Annotated in this window: 17 protein-coding genes and 1 tRNA gene; 4 read left to right on the forward strand and 14 right to left on the reverse strand. The window is 72.8% G+C overall.

Annotation, left to right across the window (positions count from 1 at the left end):
* Positions 1-27 precede the first annotated feature (27 nt).
* The 4 genes from ABWI07_RS07850 to ABWI07_RS07865 form a co-directional block, all read right to left on the reverse strand.
* Positions 28-663, reverse strand: coding sequence for a 50S ribosomal protein L25/general stress protein Ctc (locus ABWI07_RS07850; RefSeq protein ID WP_149260975.1), 636 nt, complete (start codon positions 661-663; stop codon positions 28-30).
* Between the two features lie 320 nt (positions 664-983).
* On the reverse strand, positions 984-1964 hold the full coding sequence (locus tag ABWI07_RS07855; protein ID WP_141578287.1) for a ribose-phosphate diphosphokinase: 981 nt from the start codon (positions 1962-1964) through the stop codon (positions 984-986).
* A gap of 195 nt (positions 1965-2159) precedes the next feature.
* On the reverse strand, positions 2160-3605 hold the full coding sequence (gene glmU, locus ABWI07_RS07860) for a bifunctional UDP-N-acetylglucosamine diphosphorylase/glucosamine-1-phosphate N-acetyltransferase GlmU (protein ID WP_268843264.1): 1446 nt from the start codon (positions 3603-3605) through the stop codon (positions 2160-2162).
* Between the two features lie 167 nt (positions 3606-3772).
* A tRNA-Gln gene (locus tag ABWI07_RS07865) sits at positions 3773-3845 on the reverse strand.
* A gap of 582 nt (positions 3846-4427) precedes the next feature.
* On the opposite strand from ABWI07_RS07865, the gene ABWI07_RS07870 reads away from it, so the two are divergent.
* A complete protein-coding gene (locus tag ABWI07_RS07870; protein ID WP_149260977.1) occupies positions 4428-5381 on the forward strand; it encodes an acyl-CoA desaturase in 954 nt (317 codons plus the stop codon).
* 17 nt (positions 5382-5398) lie between these two features.
* A complete protein-coding gene (locus ABWI07_RS07875) occupies positions 5399-6181 on the forward strand; it encodes a TetR/AcrR family transcriptional regulator (protein WP_268843265.1) in 783 nt (260 codons plus the stop codon).
* Here the strand turns inward: ABWI07_RS07875 and ABWI07_RS07880 are convergent.
* Together ABWI07_RS07880 and ABWI07_RS07885 are read right to left on the reverse strand one after the other, a co-directional pair.
* Positions 6173-6535 (reverse strand): VOC family protein, encoded by a 363-nt coding sequence (locus tag ABWI07_RS07880; RefSeq protein ID WP_353818050.1) that lies wholly within the window; start codon positions 6533-6535, stop codon positions 6173-6175. The genes ABWI07_RS07875 and ABWI07_RS07880 overlap by 9 nt on opposite strands.
* A 176-nt stretch (positions 6536-6711) precedes the next feature.
* Positions 6712-7506 (reverse strand): trans-aconitate 2-methyltransferase, encoded by a 795-nt coding sequence (locus ABWI07_RS07885; RefSeq protein ID WP_353818051.1) that lies wholly within the window; start codon positions 7504-7506, stop codon positions 6712-6714.
* A 114-nt stretch (positions 7507-7620) separates the two neighbouring features.
* On the opposite strand from ABWI07_RS07885, the gene ABWI07_RS07890 reads away from it, so the two are divergent.
* Positions 7621-8421, forward strand: coding sequence for a patatin-like phospholipase family protein (locus ABWI07_RS07890; protein ID WP_149260980.1), 801 nt, complete (start codon positions 7621-7623; stop codon positions 8419-8421).
* Positions 8422-8466: 45 nt separating this feature from the next.
* Positions 8467-8964 carry a MarR family winged helix-turn-helix transcriptional regulator gene (locus tag ABWI07_RS07895; protein ID WP_353818052.1) on the forward strand — a complete coding sequence of 166 codons (498 nt, stop codon included), beginning with the start codon at positions 8467-8469 and terminating at the stop codon, positions 8962-8964.
* Between the two features lie 279 nt (positions 8965-9243).
* Here ABWI07_RS07895 and ABWI07_RS07900 read toward each other — a convergent pair whose 3' ends face one another.
* From ABWI07_RS07900 to ABWI07_RS07935, 8 genes are all read right to left on the reverse strand, one after another.
* A complete protein-coding gene (locus tag ABWI07_RS07900; RefSeq protein ID WP_353818053.1) occupies positions 9244-10362 on the reverse strand; it encodes an amidase in 1119 nt (372 codons plus the stop codon).
* A 47-nt stretch (positions 10363-10409) separates the two neighbouring features.
* A complete protein-coding gene (locus tag ABWI07_RS07905; protein WP_353818054.1) occupies positions 10410-12173 on the reverse strand; it encodes an ABC-F family ATP-binding cassette domain-containing protein in 1764 nt (587 codons plus the stop codon).
* Positions 12174-12233: 60 nt separating this feature from the next.
* On the reverse strand, positions 12234-12659 hold the full coding sequence (locus ABWI07_RS07910; RefSeq protein WP_353818055.1) for a hypothetical protein: 426 nt from the start codon (positions 12657-12659) through the stop codon (positions 12234-12236).
* Between the two features lie 74 nt (positions 12660-12733).
* Positions 12734-12976, reverse strand: coding sequence for a hypothetical protein (locus ABWI07_RS07915; RefSeq protein ID WP_149260984.1), 243 nt, complete (start codon positions 12974-12976; stop codon positions 12734-12736).
* A 126-nt stretch (positions 12977-13102) separates the two neighbouring features.
* Positions 13103-14032 (reverse strand): 4-(cytidine 5'-diphospho)-2-C-methyl-D-erythritol kinase, encoded by a 930-nt coding sequence (locus ABWI07_RS07920; protein WP_353818056.1) that lies wholly within the window; start codon positions 14030-14032, stop codon positions 13103-13105.
* A gap of 21 nt (positions 14033-14053) precedes the next feature.
* Positions 14054-15244, reverse strand: coding sequence for a glycoside hydrolase family 26 protein (locus ABWI07_RS07925; protein WP_235036988.1), 1191 nt, complete (start codon positions 15242-15244; stop codon positions 14054-14056).
* On the reverse strand, positions 15241-16146 hold the full coding sequence (gene rsmA / locus ABWI07_RS07930) for a 16S rRNA (adenine(1518)-N(6)/adenine(1519)-N(6))-dimethyltransferase RsmA (protein ID WP_149260985.1): 906 nt from the start codon (positions 16144-16146) through the stop codon (positions 15241-15243). The genes ABWI07_RS07925 and rsmA overlap by 4 nt, the downstream gene beginning before the upstream one ends.
* A 59-nt stretch (positions 16147-16205) precedes the next feature.
* The gene (locus ABWI07_RS07935) at positions 16206-17030 is read right to left on the reverse strand and encodes a resuscitation-promoting factor (RefSeq protein ID WP_149260986.1); all 825 of its coding nucleotides are present in this window, start codon (positions 17028-17030) and stop codon (positions 16206-16208) included.
* Positions 17031-17136: the final 106 nt, after the last annotated feature.

The following is a 17136-nucleotide window of genomic DNA, read 5'->3' on the forward strand; positions in this document are numbered from 1 at the left end:
GGCCGCGAGGGCCCGGCGGCGCCGCCGTCACTCGGCGGCGGCCTCGCCCTCGGCCTCGGAAGCCGCGGCCGCGGCCTCGGCCGCCTCGGCCGCCTCGGCCTCGGTCTCCGTCGCGCCCGCCGACGCCGTCGCGTCGGCGATCTGCAGGACGAGGGCCTCGGCGTCGACCTGCAGCGTCACGCCCGACGGCAGCTTCAGGTCGCCGGCCAGCACCTGCGTGCCGACCTCGAGGCCCTCGATGGACAGGTCCACGGCCTCGGGGATCTTCGTCGCCTCCGCCTCGACCGACACCTGGACCAGCTCCTGCTGGACGACGCCGCCCGGGACGACGTCGCCGACCAGGTTGACCGGCAGATCGATGACGACCTTCTCGCCGCGCTTCACCAGCAGCAGGTCGACGTGCTCCAGGAACCCCTTGACCGGGTCGCGCTGGACGTCCTTCGGCAGCGCCAGCTCGGCGCCGCCGCCGAGGCCCTCGATGGTCAGCAGCACGTTCGGCGTCTTCAGGGCCAGCATCAGGTCGTGGCCCGGCAGCGAGATGTGCTGCGGGTCGGTGCCGTGACCGTAGAGGACGGCGGGCACCTTGCCGGCCCGGCGGGTGCGCCGCGCGGCACCCTTACCGAACTCGGTGCGCGGCTCGGCGGCAATGCGTACCTCGGACACGGCGAAAACTCCTCGTTGTTGCGATCCACGGCCGTCCGCCATCGGACGTCCGCTACGGACAGAGCGTTGCGATCCTCGCGCGCCGTCGAAGGCGGGCGCGCTCAAAGATTCGTTTGCGTTCCCCGGGGAGTGCGGCCCCTGCGCCGGCACCGCACTTGAACGTCCTGGGGCATACGCGGTTGCACAAGTCTAGCCCAACACGGCAACGCCCAACGCCAAGGCCCTGCCTGCGCCATGGGCGCCGCCGCGCCCATCACGCCCATGCCGGGACCGATCCCGGTGCCTCGCGCCGCGCCGGACGACGCGGCCGGAACGAAGACCTAGCTGTGGCCGCCGAAGAGGCTCGTGACCGAGCCGTCGGAGAACACCTCGTTGATCGCCCGCGCGACCAGCGGAGCGATCGACAGCACCGTGAGCTTGTCGAACTGCTTCTCCTCCGGGATCGGCAGCGTGTTCGTCAGCACCACCTCGGAGATCCGGGAGTTCTTCAGCCGGTCCACCGCCGGACCCGACAGCACGCCGTGCGTCGCCGCCACGACCACCTTCGTCGCGCCCTGGTCGAACAGCGCGTCCGCCGCCTTCACGATCGTCCCGCCGGTGTCGATCATGTCGTCCACCACGACGCAGGTGCGGCCCGCGACCTCGCCGACCACGTCGAACACCTTGACCTCGTTCGCCACGTCCGGGTCGCGCTTCTTGTGGATGATCGCCATCGGGACGCCGCCCAGCCGGTCGCTCCACCGCTCGGTGACCCGCACCCGGCCCGCATCCGGCGCGACCACCGTGACCTGGGAGGTGTCCAGCCGGCTCTCGAAGTGCCTGGCCAGCAGGTCCAGCGCGAACAGGTGGTCCACCGGGCCGTCGAAGAAGCCCTGGATCTGCGCGGTGTGCAGGTCCACCGTGATCAGCCGGTCGGCGCCCGCCGTCTTGAACAGGTCGGCCATCAGCCGCGCCGAGATCGGCTCGCGGCCGCGGTGCTTCTTGTCCTGCCGGGCGTAGCCGAAGAACGGCGCCACCACCGTGATCCGCTTGGCCGACGCGCGCTTCAGCGCGTCCACCATGATCAGCTGCTCCATGATCCACTGATTGATGGGAGCCGTGTGACTCTGGACCACGAACGCGTCGGAGCCGCGCACCGACTCCAGGAACCGCACGAACGTCTCGCCGTTGGCGAAGTCGTAGGCGGACGTCGGCGTCAGCTCGACCTGGAGGTTGTCGGCTACTTCCCTGGCCAGGTCAGGGTGGGCTCGGCCGGTGAAGAGCATCAGCTTCTTCTGGCCGCTCGTTTTGATCCCACTCACCTCTGACAACTCCCCCTCAATGGAACTATGCCCTACATGTGGGTGGTTGTCCCCACTACCCGCGCGCCAAAGAGTCCGGTGCGCGGTCGTCTTGTGACCGAGCCGCTCTCACGTCGGGCGGCTCTCTGTTGTTCCGGAAGACGCCGTCGTCCTCCACCTCCCCGCCCTGCGGCGGGGCAGTCCTCATCGGGCGCGCTACCGCGCGTCCTCCTCGCCCTCCCGGGCACGCCGGGCCGCCTCGGCCGCGGGCGTCCCCGCCCGCCTGCGCTCGACCCAGCCCTCGACGTTGCGCTGCCGCCCCCGCGCGACCGCCATGGCCCCCGGCGGGACGTCCTGGACGATCACCGAGCCGGCCGCGGTGTAGGCGCCGTCCCCGATCGTCACCGGCGCCACGATCATGTTGTCGCTGCCGACCTTCACATGGGAGCCGATGACGCTGCGGTGCTTCTGCACACCGTCGTAGTTGACGAACACCGAGCTCGCGCCGATGTTCGAGCCCGCGCCGATCTCGGCGTCGCCCACGTAGGTCAGGTGCGGCACCTTCGTGCCCTCGCCGATGTCGGCGTTCTTGGTCTCGACGTACGTCCCGATCTTGGCCTTGGGCGCCAGCCGCGTCCCGGGCCGCAGGTAGGCGTACGGCCCGACCGAGGCCTCCGGCCCGATCTCCGCTTCCACGCACACCGCGTTGGTCACCGACGCGCCGGCGCCGACCACCGTGTCGGTCAGCGTGCAGCCCGGGCCGATCCGCGCGCCCTCGCCCAGATGCGTCCGGCCGTGCAGCTGCGTCCCGGGGTGGATCTCGGCGTCCGGCTCGGCGGTCACCTGCACGTCGATCCACGTGGACGCCGGGTCGACGATGGTGACGCCGGCCCGCATGTGCGCTTCGAGGATCCGGTCGTTCAGCTGCCTGCGCGCCTGCGCCAGCTGGACCTTGTCGTTGACGCCCTGGGTCTCCACCCAGTCGGCGGCCAGATGCGCGCCCGCCCGGTGACCGTCGCCGCGCAGGATCGCCACCACGTCGGTGAGGTACTCCTCGCCGCCCGCGTTGTCGGTGGTCACCCGCTTCAGCGCGTCCGCCAGGAGCGCGCCGTCGAACGCGTACATGCCGACGTTGATCTCGCTGATGGCGCGCTGCTCTTCGGTGGCGTCCTTGTGCTCCACGATCGCCTCGGCGCTGCCGTCCGCCGCCCGGACCATGCGCCCGTAGCCGGTCGCGTCGGGCATCTCGGTCGTCAGCACGGTGACGGCGTTGCCCTCGTCCTCGTGCGCCTCGACGAGCGCCCGCAGCGTCTCGCCGCGCAGCAGCGGGTGGTCGCCGTTCGTCACCACGACCGTCCCGTTCAGCGCGCCCGTGTGCTCCAGCGCCATCCGCACGGCGTGGCCCGTCCCGCCCTGCTGCTCCTGGACGGCGGCCTCCGCGTCCGGCGCGTGCTCGGCGAGGTGCTCGACGACCTGCTCGCGCCGGTGCCCGACGACCACGACGAGCCGCTCGGGCTCCAGCTCGCGGGCGGCGGCCAGCACGTGGCCGAGCATGCTGCGCCCGCACAGCTCGTGCAGCACCTTCGAGGTACGGGACTTCATCCGGGTGCCCTCGCCCGCGGCGAGGACGATGACGGCGGCCGGGCGGCTCGCAGCGCTCACAAGGAGGCTCCTCGGCATCGCGGACGGGGATCGGTCGCGGGCCCGCCCACCTGCGACATCACGACACGGCAGGCCGGGGCGAACCCGACACGGGCAGGATACCGCCCGCCCCGCTCCTGTCACCCCATCACCCACCCGAGGGCCACCCCTCGGGACATTTCCGACAGCTCCGCCGCCAGGACTCGAACCTGGACTCTTCTGAACCAAAATCAGCTGCGTTACCCGTTACGCTACGGCGGACCAGCAGGGCTCATCGCCATCGCGAGGGCGCCTGCAAGGGCCCACGATACCGGTGCGGGCCGCACGACCCCACACTTATCGCCTTCGCCCGCCGCGGTCGGCGAAACCTCGCTGAGAACCTCCCCCGGAACGGCCGATCAGGCGTGCCCCGGAGGCCTCCGAGCACGGCACCGCGGGTTCATCGGCCGGCAGCACCTCGCACCGAGGCCGTTTTGTCCGGGTTGGTTTAGAACGTGTGTCATCGAGCAAGCAAACTGCGTGCCGAGCGGCCAGGGCCCGGTCGAGCGGCGCACCGGTCTCCGCGGAGACGCGGCGGTCGGCGAGCCCGGAGCAACCGGCTCCGGAGGCGTCGCCTACCGCGATCCGGCGAGGGAGCACTTCGCACGGCGCGTACGGTCAGGGCGAGGGCCCACGCCCGACCGTCCTTCCGCGGTGGCTCGTCGACCCTCCGTTCCGCAAGAGAGTTGTGTGGCCGAAGAGGCAGTTTCCCGCTCATTTTACGGTTCGGCTCTGCACAACCTACGGTCTCGTAGGTTACGTTGGCGTAGGTAAGGCTGCCCGAGTCACAGGAAGTGATGACGCATGACAACCGCTCCGACGATGGATCCGCCCCGCCCGCAGCGGCGTCCCGAACTCGCGCCCCAGAAGCGCGGCAACGCGGAACGGGCGCTGGTCGCCGTGTTCACCGCGGTGCCCTTCCTGGCACTGTTCGCCGCCGTCCCGCTGGCCTGGGGCCGGTTTCTCGGCTGGACGGACGTCGCGCTCATGGCCGTCTTCTACCTCCTGTCGGCCGGGGGCATCACGGTCGGCTACCACCGCTACTTCACCCACGGGTCCTTCAAGGCCACCCGCGGCCTGAAGATCTTCATGGCGCTGGCCGGGAGCCTGGCCATCGAGGGTCCGGTCATCACGTGGGTCGCCGACCACCGGCGGCACCACAAGCACTCGGACAAGGAGTTCGACCCGCACTCGCCGTGGCGGTTCGGCGACGACTGGAAGGCGCTGGCCAAGGGCCTCGCCTGGGCGCACTACGGGTGGCTGTTCGACGCCAACCGCACCTCCAAGCAGCGGTTCGCCAAGGACCTGCTCGACGACCGCGACATCCGGCGCATCCACCTGGCCTTCCCGGGCCTGGTCGCGGTGTCGTTCCTGCTCCCGGCGCTGATCGGCGGGCTCGTCACCATGTCGTGGGCGGGCTTCCTCACGGCGCTGTTCTGGGCCGGGTTCGTCCGGATCACGATGGTCCACCACGTCACGTGGTCCATCAACTCGATCTGCCACACGTTCGGCAAGGAGGAGTTCGAGGTCCGGGACAAGTCGCGCAACGTGTGGTGGCTGGCGATCCCGTCGCTGGGCGAGTCGTGGCACAACCTGCACCACTCGGACCCGACCTGCGCGCGGCACGGCGTGCTGAAGGGGCAGGTCGACATCAGCGCGCGCATCATCTGGATGTTCGAGAAGCTCGGTCTGGCCCGCGACGTCCGCTGGCCGAACCAGGAGCGGCTCGCCGCCAAGCGCACGAAGCAGGCGGCTTGACCGCCACAATTGATCCTGTGACAGAACCCGTTCCCAGGATCCGCAGGAAGCGGATGACCGGCAAGGAACGCCGCGAGCAGCTCCTCGAGATCGGCCGGACGCTGTTCGCCGAGCGCGGCCTGGACGGCACCTCGGTCGAGGAGATCGCGTCGGCGGCCGGGGTGTCCAAGCCGGTGGTGTACGAGCACTTCGGCGGCAAGGAGGGGCTCTACGCGGTCGTCGTCGACCGGGAGTTCGAGCGGCTGCTGGGGCTCGTCACCGACTCGCTGAACTCGGTGGTGCACTACCGGAGCAAGCTGGAGAAGGCGGCGCTGGCGCTGCTGGAGTACATCGAGGAGCGTCCGGACGGGTTCCGGATCCTCGTCCGCGACTCGCACGGCGGGACGGGGACCGGCAGCTACGCGAGCCTGCTGAGCGAGATCGCGGGCGAGGTCGAGTACATACTGGCGCAGGAGTTCGACCGCCACGGGTACGACGACAAGTTCGCGTCGCTGTACGCGCAGAGCCTGGTGGGCATGGTGGCGCTGACGGGCCAGTGGTGGCTGGACGTCCGCAAGCCGCGCCGCGAGGACGTGGCCGCGCACATCGTGAACCTGGCCTGGAACGGGCTGTCCGGGCTGGAGCCGAGGCCGTCGCTGGATCCGCGCCGGCGCCGCAAGGAGATGGAGCGGCAGGAGAAGCGCGCGGAGAAGGCCGCCGCGAAGGCGGAGCGGGCCGAGGAGAAGGCGGCGGCGAAGGCGGAGAAGGCCCAGCGGCGGGCGCGGCGCGACTTCGAGGAGCTCGCGGACCCGTCAGCCTGAGGGCCGCAGGAACTCCAGCCGGTTCCCGACGGGGTCGTCGGCGTAGAAGCGGCGGTGGCCCGGGAACAGGTCGTCGGGCGTGACGTCGTGGCCGGCGGCCCGCAGGCGGGCCGCGAGGGCGTCGAGGTCGTCGACGAGCAGGCCCGGGTGCGCCTTGCGGGCGGGCCGGAAGCCGGGCTCGATGCCGAGGTGGAGTTCGACCCCGGGGCCGCGGAACCAGGCGCCGCCGCGCTTGGCGAGTTCGGGCGGTTTGGGGACCTCTTCGAGGCCGAGGACGCCGCCGTAGAAGGCGCGGAGCCGGTCCTCGCTGCCGGGCGGTGCGGCGAGCTGCACGTGGTGGACGCCGGTGATCATGGTTGCCTCCGGACGTGGCGCGCCGGCGGCCTTCCGGAGTTCGTCCGGAAGGCCGCCGGCCGGGGTCGCCGGTCTCGGGTCGCGAGCCGGGTCGTACGGACGCCGCCCGTCCGCCGGAGGTGGCGCACCGCAGGGGAACAGAGTCGCTTCCCTCGGGCAGGCGGGCGGCGTCCCGTCTAGGGGTCGTTCCTGGCCGCGATCACGAAGATCCTCCGGAACGGGAACACGGTGCCGTAGGGGGCGGCGGGATAGGCCCGCCTGAGCCTCTCCCGGTACTCGGCGAGGAACTCGCCGGCCTCGTCCGGGCCGAGCGCGGAGAGGACGGGCCTCAGCGCGGTGCCCTTGACCCATTCGAGGACGGGATCCTCGCCCTGGAGCACCTGCGTGTAGGTGGTCTCCCAGGCGTCGACGGCGCATCCGAGGCGGGCAAGGAGGTCGAGGTAGCCGGCGGGGTCGAGGACGGGCGCGTCGTGCTGCAGGTGCGCAATTCTGCCGCCCCACTTCGGGGATCGGCCCATCTCGCGCAGCAGGACGTGGCTGGGCGCGTCGAAGTTGCCGGGGACCTGGAAGGCGAGGCGTCCGCCGGGGGCGAGCGCGTCGACCCACCGTGGCAGCAGGTCGGGGTGCTCGGGGACCCACTGCAGGACGGCGTTGGAGATGACGAGGTCGACCGGTTGCTCGGGCTCCCAGGCGGCGACGTCGGCGACGCGGAAGGCCAGCCGTCCCGGGATCTCGTGCTCGCGCGCGGCGGCGATCATCTCGGGGGAGCTGTCGAGGGCGTCGATGACGGCGTCCGGCCAGCGGGCGGCGAGGGTGGCGGTGAGTTCGCCGCTCCCGCAGCCGAGGTCGGCGACGCGGGCGGGCGGGGGGCCGCCGAGCCGTCCGGCGAGTTCGTTGAAGGGCCTGGCGCGCTCGTCGCCGAAGACCCCGTACTGCGCGGGGTCCCACACGGCCGCGGTTTCTCTCGACATCAAGAGACATGATGCCCCGCCGCTATCTTGATGTCAAGAATCTTGTGGCCCGTCACCGCGGCCCGGTCGCCTGACTGATGCGCCCTTGCAAAGCGGGCTCCTAGGCTCACTGCCATGACAGACGACGAGAACGGCTGGGCGCTGGCGCTCGGCCCTGGCGGCCCGGTCGGGACGGCGTGGCTGATCGGGCTGGCGGCGGGGCTGCGCAAGGCGGGCGTGGAGCCGACGGACGCGGGGGTGGTCGTCGGCACGTCGGCGGGCGCCATCGCCGGAGCCGCGATCACCACGGGCCGAGACCTGGCGGCGCTGGCCGAACTGCCGCCGCCGAGCGAGCCGCCCGCGCCGGTGGACGGCTCGGTGATGGCGCGGGTGTTCGAGGTGGGCGGCACGCCGGGACTGGAACCGGACGAGGCCAGGCGGCGGATCGGGCGCCTGGCGCTGGACGCGGCGGCGCCGCCCGCGGAGCGCCATCGCGCGAGCATGCGGTACCTGGTCGGCACGGACGCGTGGCCGGACACCCGGCTGCTGATCACCGGGGTGGACGCCGTGTCGGGCGAACCGGTGCTGTGGGAAGCGTCGAGCGGCGTCCCGCTGACGCTGGCGGTGGCCGCGAGCAGCGCCGCGCCCGGGTTCTGCGAGCCGGTGCCGATCGGCGGGCGCCGCTACATGGACGGCGCGTTCACCGGATGGTCGGACGCGGAACTGGTGAAGGGGGCCGGGCCGCTCGTCGTGGTGGAGCCGATGCCCCGGGGCGGCGGCGGTGACGTCCGGATCGTCCCGGACGAGCGGGCGCTGGAGGCGTTCGGGCCGAACCTCGGGGACCGGTCGCGCTGGGCGCAGGTCTACCGCGAGGGGGTCCGGCAGGCGCCGGAGGCGGCGGAGCGGATCGCCGCGGCGCTGGGCGCCCGGCGCTGATCCCGCACCCACCTTTCTCGATATCAAGACAGGTAGGGTGTCGGCATGCGCGATGAGGTCGACAGGCTGGTCGAGGCGTGGAACACCGAGCGTCCGGACCTGGACGTCCGGCCGCTGCAGGTCCTCAGCCGCGTCTCCCGGCTGGCCCGCCACCTCGACCGCGCCCGCCGCGCCGTCTTCGCCGACCACGGCCTGGAGTCGTGGGAGTTCGACGTGCTCACCGCGCTGCGCCGGGCCGGCGCCCCCTACCAGCTGAGCCCCGGCCGCCTGCTGCACGCGACCCTGGTGACGTCCGGCACGATGACGAACCGCATCGACCGCCTGGCGGCGGCGGGCCTGGTCGAGCGGCACCCCGACCCGCAGGACAAGCGCGGCGTCCAGGTCCGCCTGACCAAGGCGGGCCTGACCCGAGTCGACGCCGCGTTCGCCGACCTGCTCCGCCGCGAGCAGGCGATCCTGGAAAGCCTCTCCCCCGACCAACGCGACACCCTCGCCACCCTCCTGAGAACCTTGCTGATCCCCTTCGATTTTTCCCAGGGGTAGCGACCCCCCTGGAACCCCCCGTTGCGAGCCGGGCGATCCTCACGCCACGGTGCGGGTTTTCGGGCCCGTGCGGGTTTCGGCGTGGCGCTGCGGTCGCCCGGCTCGGCGGGTCGGGCGACCTCCAGGCGCCTAGAGCGCCTTCCGGCCGCCCGACCCGCGGCCCCGCTCAGGTCCACTCCAAGCGCGTTAGGGCGTGGCACGTCCAAGAGCGTTAGGGCGTGGCGCGTCGGCCGCTCACGCCGCAAGTCAACGCACCCGGCGACGCTTGGTGACATCGCGTCAGGGAGCCAGGGCGGTTTCCAGGGTGGCGGCCAGGGCGCAGAGGTGGTCTTCGGCGCCCGCGCGGCCGATGAGCTGGACGGATGTGGGGAGGTGCGAGCCTGGCATTGGGACGGGGAGGGCGAACGCGGGGAGGCCGGCCACGTTGATCTGGCCTACCAGGGCGGTGAGGACGAGGTCGGACTCGTCCGCCTCGTCGGGTTCTGGCGGGAGGCACGTCAGGACGGGCAGGGCGATCGCGGTGTGCCGGGCGAGGATGGCGTCCAGTTCGGCCCTGATCGATTTCCGCACGCCGAGCGCCCAGTCGAGCATCCCCGCCTCGGACACATCGATCATGTGCTGGATGCGGCGGGCGATGCGCCCGCTCAGCTTGTCCGGCTCGGCGAGAAGGCGGCAGTTCTGGCGCGGGGCCTCGTCGCTGATGATGACGCCGTTGGCGGTGGCGGCGTCGGCGTAGTGCTCGGACGTGACGTCGGTGACGGGGCCGAGGCGGCGCAGGGCGTCGTCGACGGCGGCGTCGATCGCCGGGTCCACGCCGTCCACGCGGAGGCGCGCGATCGTCCAGGACGGGTCGTAGGGGACGGGCGTGAAGCCGGGTTCGAGCAGGCGCATCCCGAGGACGACGGCGGCGACGTCGCGTCCCATCGGCCCGACGACGTCCAGCGTCGGCGACAGCGGGTAGACGCCGTTCAGGGGGACGCGGCCGTTCGTTGTCTTCAGGCCCGCGATGCCGCAGCACGCGGCGGGAATGCGGACGGACCCGGAGGTGTCGGTCCCGAACGCCACGTCGGCCTCGCCGGTGGCGACGGCGACCGCGGAGCCGCTGGACGAGCCGCCCGGGACCCGCGACGGGTCGAGCGGGTTCACCGGCGTGCCCGTCCACGGGTTGACGCCGTCCGCGGCCATGCACAGCTCGTTGAGGTTGGTCTTGCCGGCGATGCGGGCACCCTGCGCGCGGGCGGACGCGACGACGGGCGCGTCCACCGCGGCGGGCTCGGCGCGTTCGGCGACCGCCTGGCAGCCCGCGGTGGTGGGCAGCCCGGCGACGTCGATCGCGTCCTTGACGGCGAGGCGCGGACCGTCGCCCGGCTCGTCCGTCTTCAGGATCCAGGTCGTCATCCAGGGGATGATGCCCGGTACGCCCAAAAACCGCCAGGAAACTCCTGCTAGCCGAGATCTTCGGCGAGCATGAGCCATTCCTCTTCGACCTCGGCGGCCTCGGTCTGGATCTCCTTGAGGCGGGCGTCCAGTTCCTGGAGCTTGGCGTAGTCGGTGGCGTGCGCGGCCAGCTGCTCGTGGAGGGTGGCCTGCTGCCCGGCGAGCTTCTCCAGGCGGCGTTCGAGGCGGTCGAGTTCCTTGCGGGCCTTCCAGTCCTGGCCGCCGGCCTTGGGCTTGGGGGGCGGCGGGGCGGGCTCGTCGCGGACGGCGCCGGGTTTGGGGGCGGTTCCGGCGGCGCGGCGTTCGAGGTACTCGTCGACGCCGCCGGGGAGCAGCGACACGCGGCCGTCGCCGAGCAGCGCGACGACGTGGTCGGTGATGCGCTCCAGGAAGTACCGGTCGTGGCTGACGACGACGAGGGTGCCGGGCCAGCCGTCCAGCAGGTCCTCGACCTCGGTGAGGGTCTCGATGTCGAGGTCGTTGGTGGGCTCGTCCAAGAGGAGGACGTTGGGTTCGGCCATGAGGAGGCGGAGCAGTTGCAGGCGGCGGCGCTCACCGCCGGACAGGTCGCCGACGGGCGTCCACTGCCGGTCGCCCGCGAAGCCGAGGCGTTCGAGGAGCTGGCTCGCCGTCCACTCGCGCTTGCCCACGGTGATGCGGCGGCGGATCTCCTCCACCGACTCCAGGACGCGCCGGGCGGGGTCGAGCTCTTCCAGGTTCTGCGACAGGTGCGCGAGCTGGACGGTCTTGCCCTGCACCACCGTTCCGGACACCGGCCGGACGGAGCCGTCCAGGAGACGCAGCAGCGTGCTCTTTCCGCTGCCGTTGACGCCGACGAGCCCGACGCGGTCGCCCGGGCCGAGCCGCCACGTCATGCGCCGGAACAGGTCGCGGTCGCCCAGGCGGACGTCGACGTCCTCGATGTCGTAGACGGTCTTGCCGAGCCGCGCCGTCGCGAACCGGGTCAGCTCCACCGAGTCGCGCGCCGGCGGCTCGTCGGCGATGAGGGCCTGCGCGGCATCCACCCGGAACTTGGGCTTGGACGTGCGGGCCTGCGGGCCGCGGCGCAGCCACGCCAGCTCCTTGCGGAGCAGGTTCTGCCGCTTGGCCTCGGTGGCGGCGGCGATGCGGGAGCGCTCGGCCTTGGCGAGGACGTAGGCGGAGTAGCCGCCCTCGTAGCGTTCGACGCGGCCGTCGACGACCTCCCACGTGCGGTCGGTGACCTCGTCCAGGAACCAGCGGTCGTGGGTGACGACGAGCAGCGCGACCTTGCGGCCCTTCAGGTGCCGGGCCAGCCAGTCGATCGCCTCGATGTCGAGGTGGTTGGTGGGCTCGTCCAGCAGGAGCAGGTCGGACTCGGGGACGAGGAGCCGGGCCAGCGCGACGCGGCGGCGCTCCCCGCCGGACATCCCGGCCAGCGGCGCGTCCAGGTCGAGGTCGGCGAGCAGGCCGCCGAGGATGTCGCGGGCGCGGACGTCGCCGGCCCACTCGTGCTCGGCGCGGTCGCCCAGTACCACGGACCGGACGGTCGCGGACTCCGGGAACGCGTCCCGCTGGGTCAGGTAGCCGAGCCGCAGGCCGCGCGCGTGGGTGACGCGGCCGTCGTCGGGTTCGGTCTCCCGCGCGAGGACGGACACGAGGGTGCTCTTGCCGCCGCCGTTGCGGCCGACGACGCCGACGCGGTCGCCCTCGTCCAGGCCGAGGGACACGGCGTCGAGCAGTGGCTTGGGCCCGTAGGCCTTGGCGACGTTCTCAAGATTGATCAGATTCACGGCGCCTTCAAGCGTATTGCCCTCCGCGCACCGCTCGCACGGCGCGCCCCGCCCGGACGATCAGTTCGGGGGCGGCGGGCTCGAAGGACCGGGCTGTCCCGGCTGCCCCGGCTGCCCGTACTGGCCCTGCTCCCCAGGCTGCCCGTACTGGCCCTGGTCTCCCGGCTGGCCGTACTGACCGGGTTGCCCGTACTGGCCCTGGTCCCCCGGCTGGCCGTACTGACCGGGCTGGCCGGGCTGGCCGTATTGCCCCGGTTGGCCGTACTGGCCGGGTTGGCCGTACTGGCCCGGCTGGCCGTACTGGCCGTACTGGCCGGGCTGCTGCTGGGGCGGGTACGGGGCGCCGGGCGGCCCGTAGGCCGCGCCCCTGCGGGACCTCGACGAGCTGGTGGCGATCACCAGTAGGACCACCACGACGGCGGCAAAGAACAGGAGCAGGAGCAGGAGCAGGAGCAGGAAGGGGGACAGCATGCCAAGCCGAGCCATTTCGCTAAGTTCCGACAATCGGGGGAGGCGAACCTATCGATCAGGGCGACCAAGGTCCCGGCCGCGCGGCGAGCCTACTGCCCGCCCGGCTCCCCCGGCACCACGAAGCCGGGGGCCGCGGGCTCCGGCGCGGCGTTGCCCGAGGCCGCGGAGCCCGGCATGGCGGAATCCGGAACCGCGGACCCCGTTCCGGCGGCCGCCACCACCTTGTCAGGGGCGTTGCGGCGCAGATGCCGGTCGCGGCGCACCGCGAGCAGGACGAGCGTCCCCATCATGGCGATCGCCACGAGGCCCAGCATCGCGGACAGATACGTCATCGTTCCACCTCGCCGGTCGGGTCTACCGAAGGAACCGGTGTCACCGTTAGAGGACGCGCTCTGCTACCCCGAGGTTCGCTTGTGTGACGATGGCAGCTACCGGGACACGGCCGGCACACCGTTCCGTCAGAGGATTGTGGCCCCGGGGACGGGTCCGTGGGCCCGGACGATCTGCTCGGCGACGCCGGCGGTCTCCAGCGCGTCCGCCAGGGCGGCGGCGTCCTCGCGGGTCTCGGCGAGGAACGCGCAGGTGGGGCCGGAGCCGGAGACGAGCGCTCCGATCGCGCCGAGCTCGCGGCCGGTGTCGAGCGTGCGGCTCAGCGACGGGCGCAGCGACAGGGCGGCGGGCTCCAGGTCGTTGGAGAGCGCGGCGCCGAGGGCCTTGGCGTCGCCGGTGGCGAGCGCGGTCATCAGCGCCTCGGACACGGTCGGCCAGGCGGCCGCCTCCCCCGCCGCCAGGCGGAGCCGGTCGCATTCGCCGTAGACGGCGGGCGTGGACAGGCCGCCGTCGGCGGTGGCGAACACCCAGTGGAACGTCCCGCGGGTGAGGGCGGGGGTGAGCCGCTCGCCGCGCCCGAGGCCGACGGCCGTGCCGCCGAGGACGGCGAACGGCACGTCGCTGCCGAGGTCGCCGCCGAGCTCCATCAGGTCGTCGCGGGTGAGGGCGGGCTGCTCCCGGTCGTCCCAGAGCCGGGCGCACGCGACGAGCGCGGCGGCGGCGTCGGCGCTGCCGCCCGCCATGCCGCCCGCGACCGGGATCGCCTTGCGGATCGAGAGCCGGACGCCGCCCTCGACGCCGAGGCGCGCGGCGACGAGCCGGGCCGCCCTGGCGGCGAGGTTCTCCTCACCGGTGGGGACGCCGTCGACCGCGACGCGCGCGTGCGGGGCCGCCTCGACCTCCACCGCCAGCCGCTCGGCCGGCTCGGCCGTCACCTCGTCGAACAGGGAGACCGCGTGGAACACGTTGACGAGATCGTGGTAGCCGTCGTCGCGGACCGGACCGACGCCGAGCTGGAGGTTCACCTTGGCGGGGACCCGCACCGTCACTGCGCTCACTCGCGAAACCCTACGGGACCCTCAGCCGCCACTGGTGACGGGGAGGTTGCGGGGGTTGAAGTAGGGCGCGGTGGCGAGTTCGCGGAGCGCCGAGGTCGCGTGCATGTCGCCGGTCACCGAGTAGGCGCGGCGCTTGTCGCGGGCGTTCTTCGCCTGCTCGTCGGAGTTGAAGTACACGACGGCCTTGACCTGCGGGTCCTGCAGGGTCTTGGCGGCCTCGCGGAGCCATTCGGCGCGGCGCGGGCCGTAGGACTTCGGCACCCCGAACTCGGCGATCATGATGGGCTTGTGCCGCCCGCGGGCCCACTCGGTGAACAGCTTCAGCGCCTCCGACAGGTCGCGGTAGTCGTAGTCGGCGCCGGGCTGCGCGTCGGCGCAGATCCAGTCGACCTGGTCGTCGCCGGGGTAGTACGAGCCCGCGTTCGCGCCGCTGAAGCCGCGGGCGGTCGGGCACCACACCCAGGCGACGTTGTCGACCCGCTCCCGCTTGAAGATCTCCCGCACGTGCTTCCAGGCGGCGGTGAAGTCGGCCGCCGAGTGCACGCTCCTCTGGTTGGTGGACTTGTCCATGTCGCGCGACCAGCGCAGGAACACCGGCTTGCCGAGGGCCTTGACGGCGCGGGCGCGCTTGGCGATCAGTTCGTCGTGCTCGCCCTGGACGATCTCGCGGGTGTCGGCGCCGTCCCAGGTCAGCAGCAGGTAGCGGTTCCCCTCCGCGACGGACTCCTCCAGCGCGCCCGGGAAGTCGCTCTTCCAGCCGCGGTAGCTCTGCACGATGTCGAGCCGGCGGCCGAGGCGCTGCTCGAAGCCGACGATGGGCGCCATGCCGGGCTTGCCGGCGTCCTTCCCGGACGGCGTCTCCGACGCGGAGCCCGACGGCGAGCCGGACGGCGAACCCGCCGATGGATCCGAGGACGGGTCGGAATGGGAGCCGGACGGGGAGGCGGAGGCCGAGGCCGACGGACGGCCCGCGCGCTCCGGCGGCACCCACGCCCCGAAGTAGGCGCCCTGCGCCGGCGGGACCGGCGCCACGCCCGCCCGCGCCGTCGTCGTGATCTTGGGTGCCGCGCCGGCGCCGCCCCCGCAGCCCGCCGCGACCGTGGCGACCACGCCCGCGGTCGCGAGCAGCGCCGTCCCCACGATCGGCCATCCGGCTCGCGTCGCCCGCGAACGCGCCTTCACATCGACCTCCGGCTCATGCTGATGCGTCATCCCCCGCGGGGAGCCCTCGCCTCAGGGGTTCGAGGGTGATCACCCCGGCGAGAAGGACCATACTCGGCAATCCGGGCGAAGGCGGCCACGTCCAGCGCTTCGCCCCGGGCCCGCGGGTCCACGCCCGCGGCGCGCAGCGCGTCCTCGGCGGCGGCCGCCGACCCGGCCCAGCCCGCGAGCGCCGCGCGCAGCGTCTTGCGGCGCTGCGCGAACGCGGCGTCGACCACGGCGAACACCTCCTGCCGGGACGCCGCCGTCGCCGGCGGGTCGCGGCGGGTGAACGCCACGAGCCCGGAGTCGACGTTCGGCGCGGGCCAGAACACCGCGCGGCCCACCGGCCCGGCCCGGCGGGCGTCCCCGTACCAGGCGAGCTTCACCGAGGGCACCCCGTAGATCTTGGAGCCGGGCGCGGCGACCATCCGGTCGGCGACCTCGGCCTGCACCATCACCAGCGCGGACCGCAGCGACGGCAGGACGGCCAGCAGGTGCAGGACGACGGGGACGGCGACGTTGTAGGGCAGGTTCGCGACCAGCGCCGTCGGGGCCGGCCCCGGCACCTCAGCGATCTTCATCGCGTCGGCGCGCACGACCTCCAGCCGCCCGGCGAACTCCGGTTCGCGGGCCGCGGCGGTGGCGGGCAGCTCGGCGGCGAGCGCCGGGTCGATCTCCACGGCGACGACGCGCCGCGCCAGCGGCAGCAGCGCCAGCGTGAGCGACCCGAGCCCGGGGCCCACCTCGATGACGACGTCGTCAGGGCTCAGCTCGGCGGCCCGGACGATCCGCCGGACGGTGTTGGCGTCGATGACGAAGTTCTGCCCGAGCGTCTTCGTCGGCCTGATGCCGAGCCGCCCGGCCAGCTCCCGCACGTCCGCCGGCCCGAGCAGGCCCCTGGTGTCCCCCATGCGCCAAGTCTCTCCTGTCGTCGCGGGGGCCCGTCCCCCAGGTCCCCGGTGGGCGCCGCTCAGGAGAACAGGAACTTCCCGCAGTTGGGCCACTGGCCCTGCCAGCGGCCGTTCACCCGCTTGTAGAGCAGCTGCGCCCGGTAGGTCTGCTCGGCGGAGCTCGCGTCCGACGGCTTGCCCGATCCGCCGACCGACGCCCACGACGACAGGGAGAACTGGTAGAGGCCGTAGTACCCGGCCGGGTTGACGGCCTTGGGGTTGTTGTGGGACTCGCAGTTGGCGAGCCCGTGCCAGTTCAGCCGCGTCACCGAGCCGGTGTTCGCCGACTTCGGCCCCACCGCGACGATCCGCGCGACGGGCTTGCGCTTCACCTGCTTGGCGATGACGGTGATGACCCGGCGGCCCTTGCGCCGGGCGTAGGCCACCTTCACGACCGTGATGCCGGGACGGCCCTTGCGCAGTTCCTTCTCGCTCCACGGCGGGACGGACGAGCTCTTCTTGCGGACCGTCGGCGCGGGCGTCTTCACGACCTTGGTCACCGGGTCCGACAGCAGCCGCATGATCTTGATGACGTCCCCGGCGGGCCGGTCGGCGGCCGGCTTGACCAGGTCGTGCGGGCCGAGCGCGATCTTCGCCTGCTCCAGCACCTGCGCGACGGTCGTGCCTGTCGTCATCGTCTCGGTCTTCTTCGCGTCGACCACGATGACGACCTTGCGCGGCGCGGGGGCGCTGGTGCGCGGCGCGTCCGCGACGACGCCGTTCTTCGGGGCAGCCGATCCGCCGTCCCCGCCGCACGCCGAGGCCAGTAGCGCCGCCGCCAGCAGGACGGCGGCGGGGGCGAGTGCGCGGGGCGCGCGCGTCCGCGCGGCAAGGGGGGAAGGCACGGGGAGTTCCTCCAGGGAGCCGGGCTCGGGGGGCGCCCGTCCAACGGCCAGAGATTAGAGGTCTCCGCCCGTCTCCGCCACCGCAACGCCATCACTCGCCCCATTT

Source organism: Actinomadura sp. NPDC000600 (assembly GCF_040492135.1).
Taxonomy (GTDB): Bacteria; Actinomycetota; Actinomycetes; order Streptosporangiales; family Streptosporangiaceae; genus Spirillospora.

Coding starts and splice junctions, on each gene's coding strand:
- rsmA (WP_149260985.1), bottom strand. CDS start 16,146: ATGGGGGACACCAGGGGCCTGCTCGGGCCGGCGGACGTGCGGGAGCTG.
- ABWI07_RS07925 (WP_235036988.1), bottom strand. CDS start 15,244: ATGACGCATCAGCATGAGCCGGAGGTCGATGTGAAGGCGCGTTCGCGG.
- ABWI07_RS07885 (WP_353818051.1), bottom strand. CDS start 7,506: ATGTCGAGAGAAACCGCGGCCGTGTGGGACCCCGCGCAGTACGGGGTC.
- ABWI07_RS07900 (WP_353818053.1), bottom strand. CDS start 10,362: ATGACGACCTGGATCCTGAAGACGGACGAGCCGGGCGACGGTCCGCGC.
- ABWI07_RS07890 (WP_149260980.1), top strand. CDS start 7,621: ATGACAGACGACGAGAACGGCTGGGCGCTGGCGCTCGGCCCTGGCGGC.
- ABWI07_RS07915 (WP_149260984.1), bottom strand. CDS start 12,976: ATGACGTATCTGTCCGCGATGCTGGGCCTCGTGGCGATCGCCATGATG.
- ABWI07_RS07870 (WP_149260977.1), top strand. CDS start 4,428: ATGACAACCGCTCCGACGATGGATCCGCCCCGCCCGCAGCGGCGTCCC.
- ABWI07_RS07880 (WP_353818050.1), bottom strand. CDS start 6,535: ATGATCACCGGCGTCCACCACGTGCAGCTCGCCGCACCGCCCGGCAGC.
- ABWI07_RS07895 (WP_353818052.1), top strand. CDS start 8,467: ATGCGCGATGAGGTCGACAGGCTGGTCGAGGCGTGGAACACCGAGCGT.
- ABWI07_RS07910 (WP_353818055.1), bottom strand. CDS start 12,659: ATGGCTCGGCTTGGCATGCTGTCCCCCTTCCTGCTCCTGCTCCTGCTC.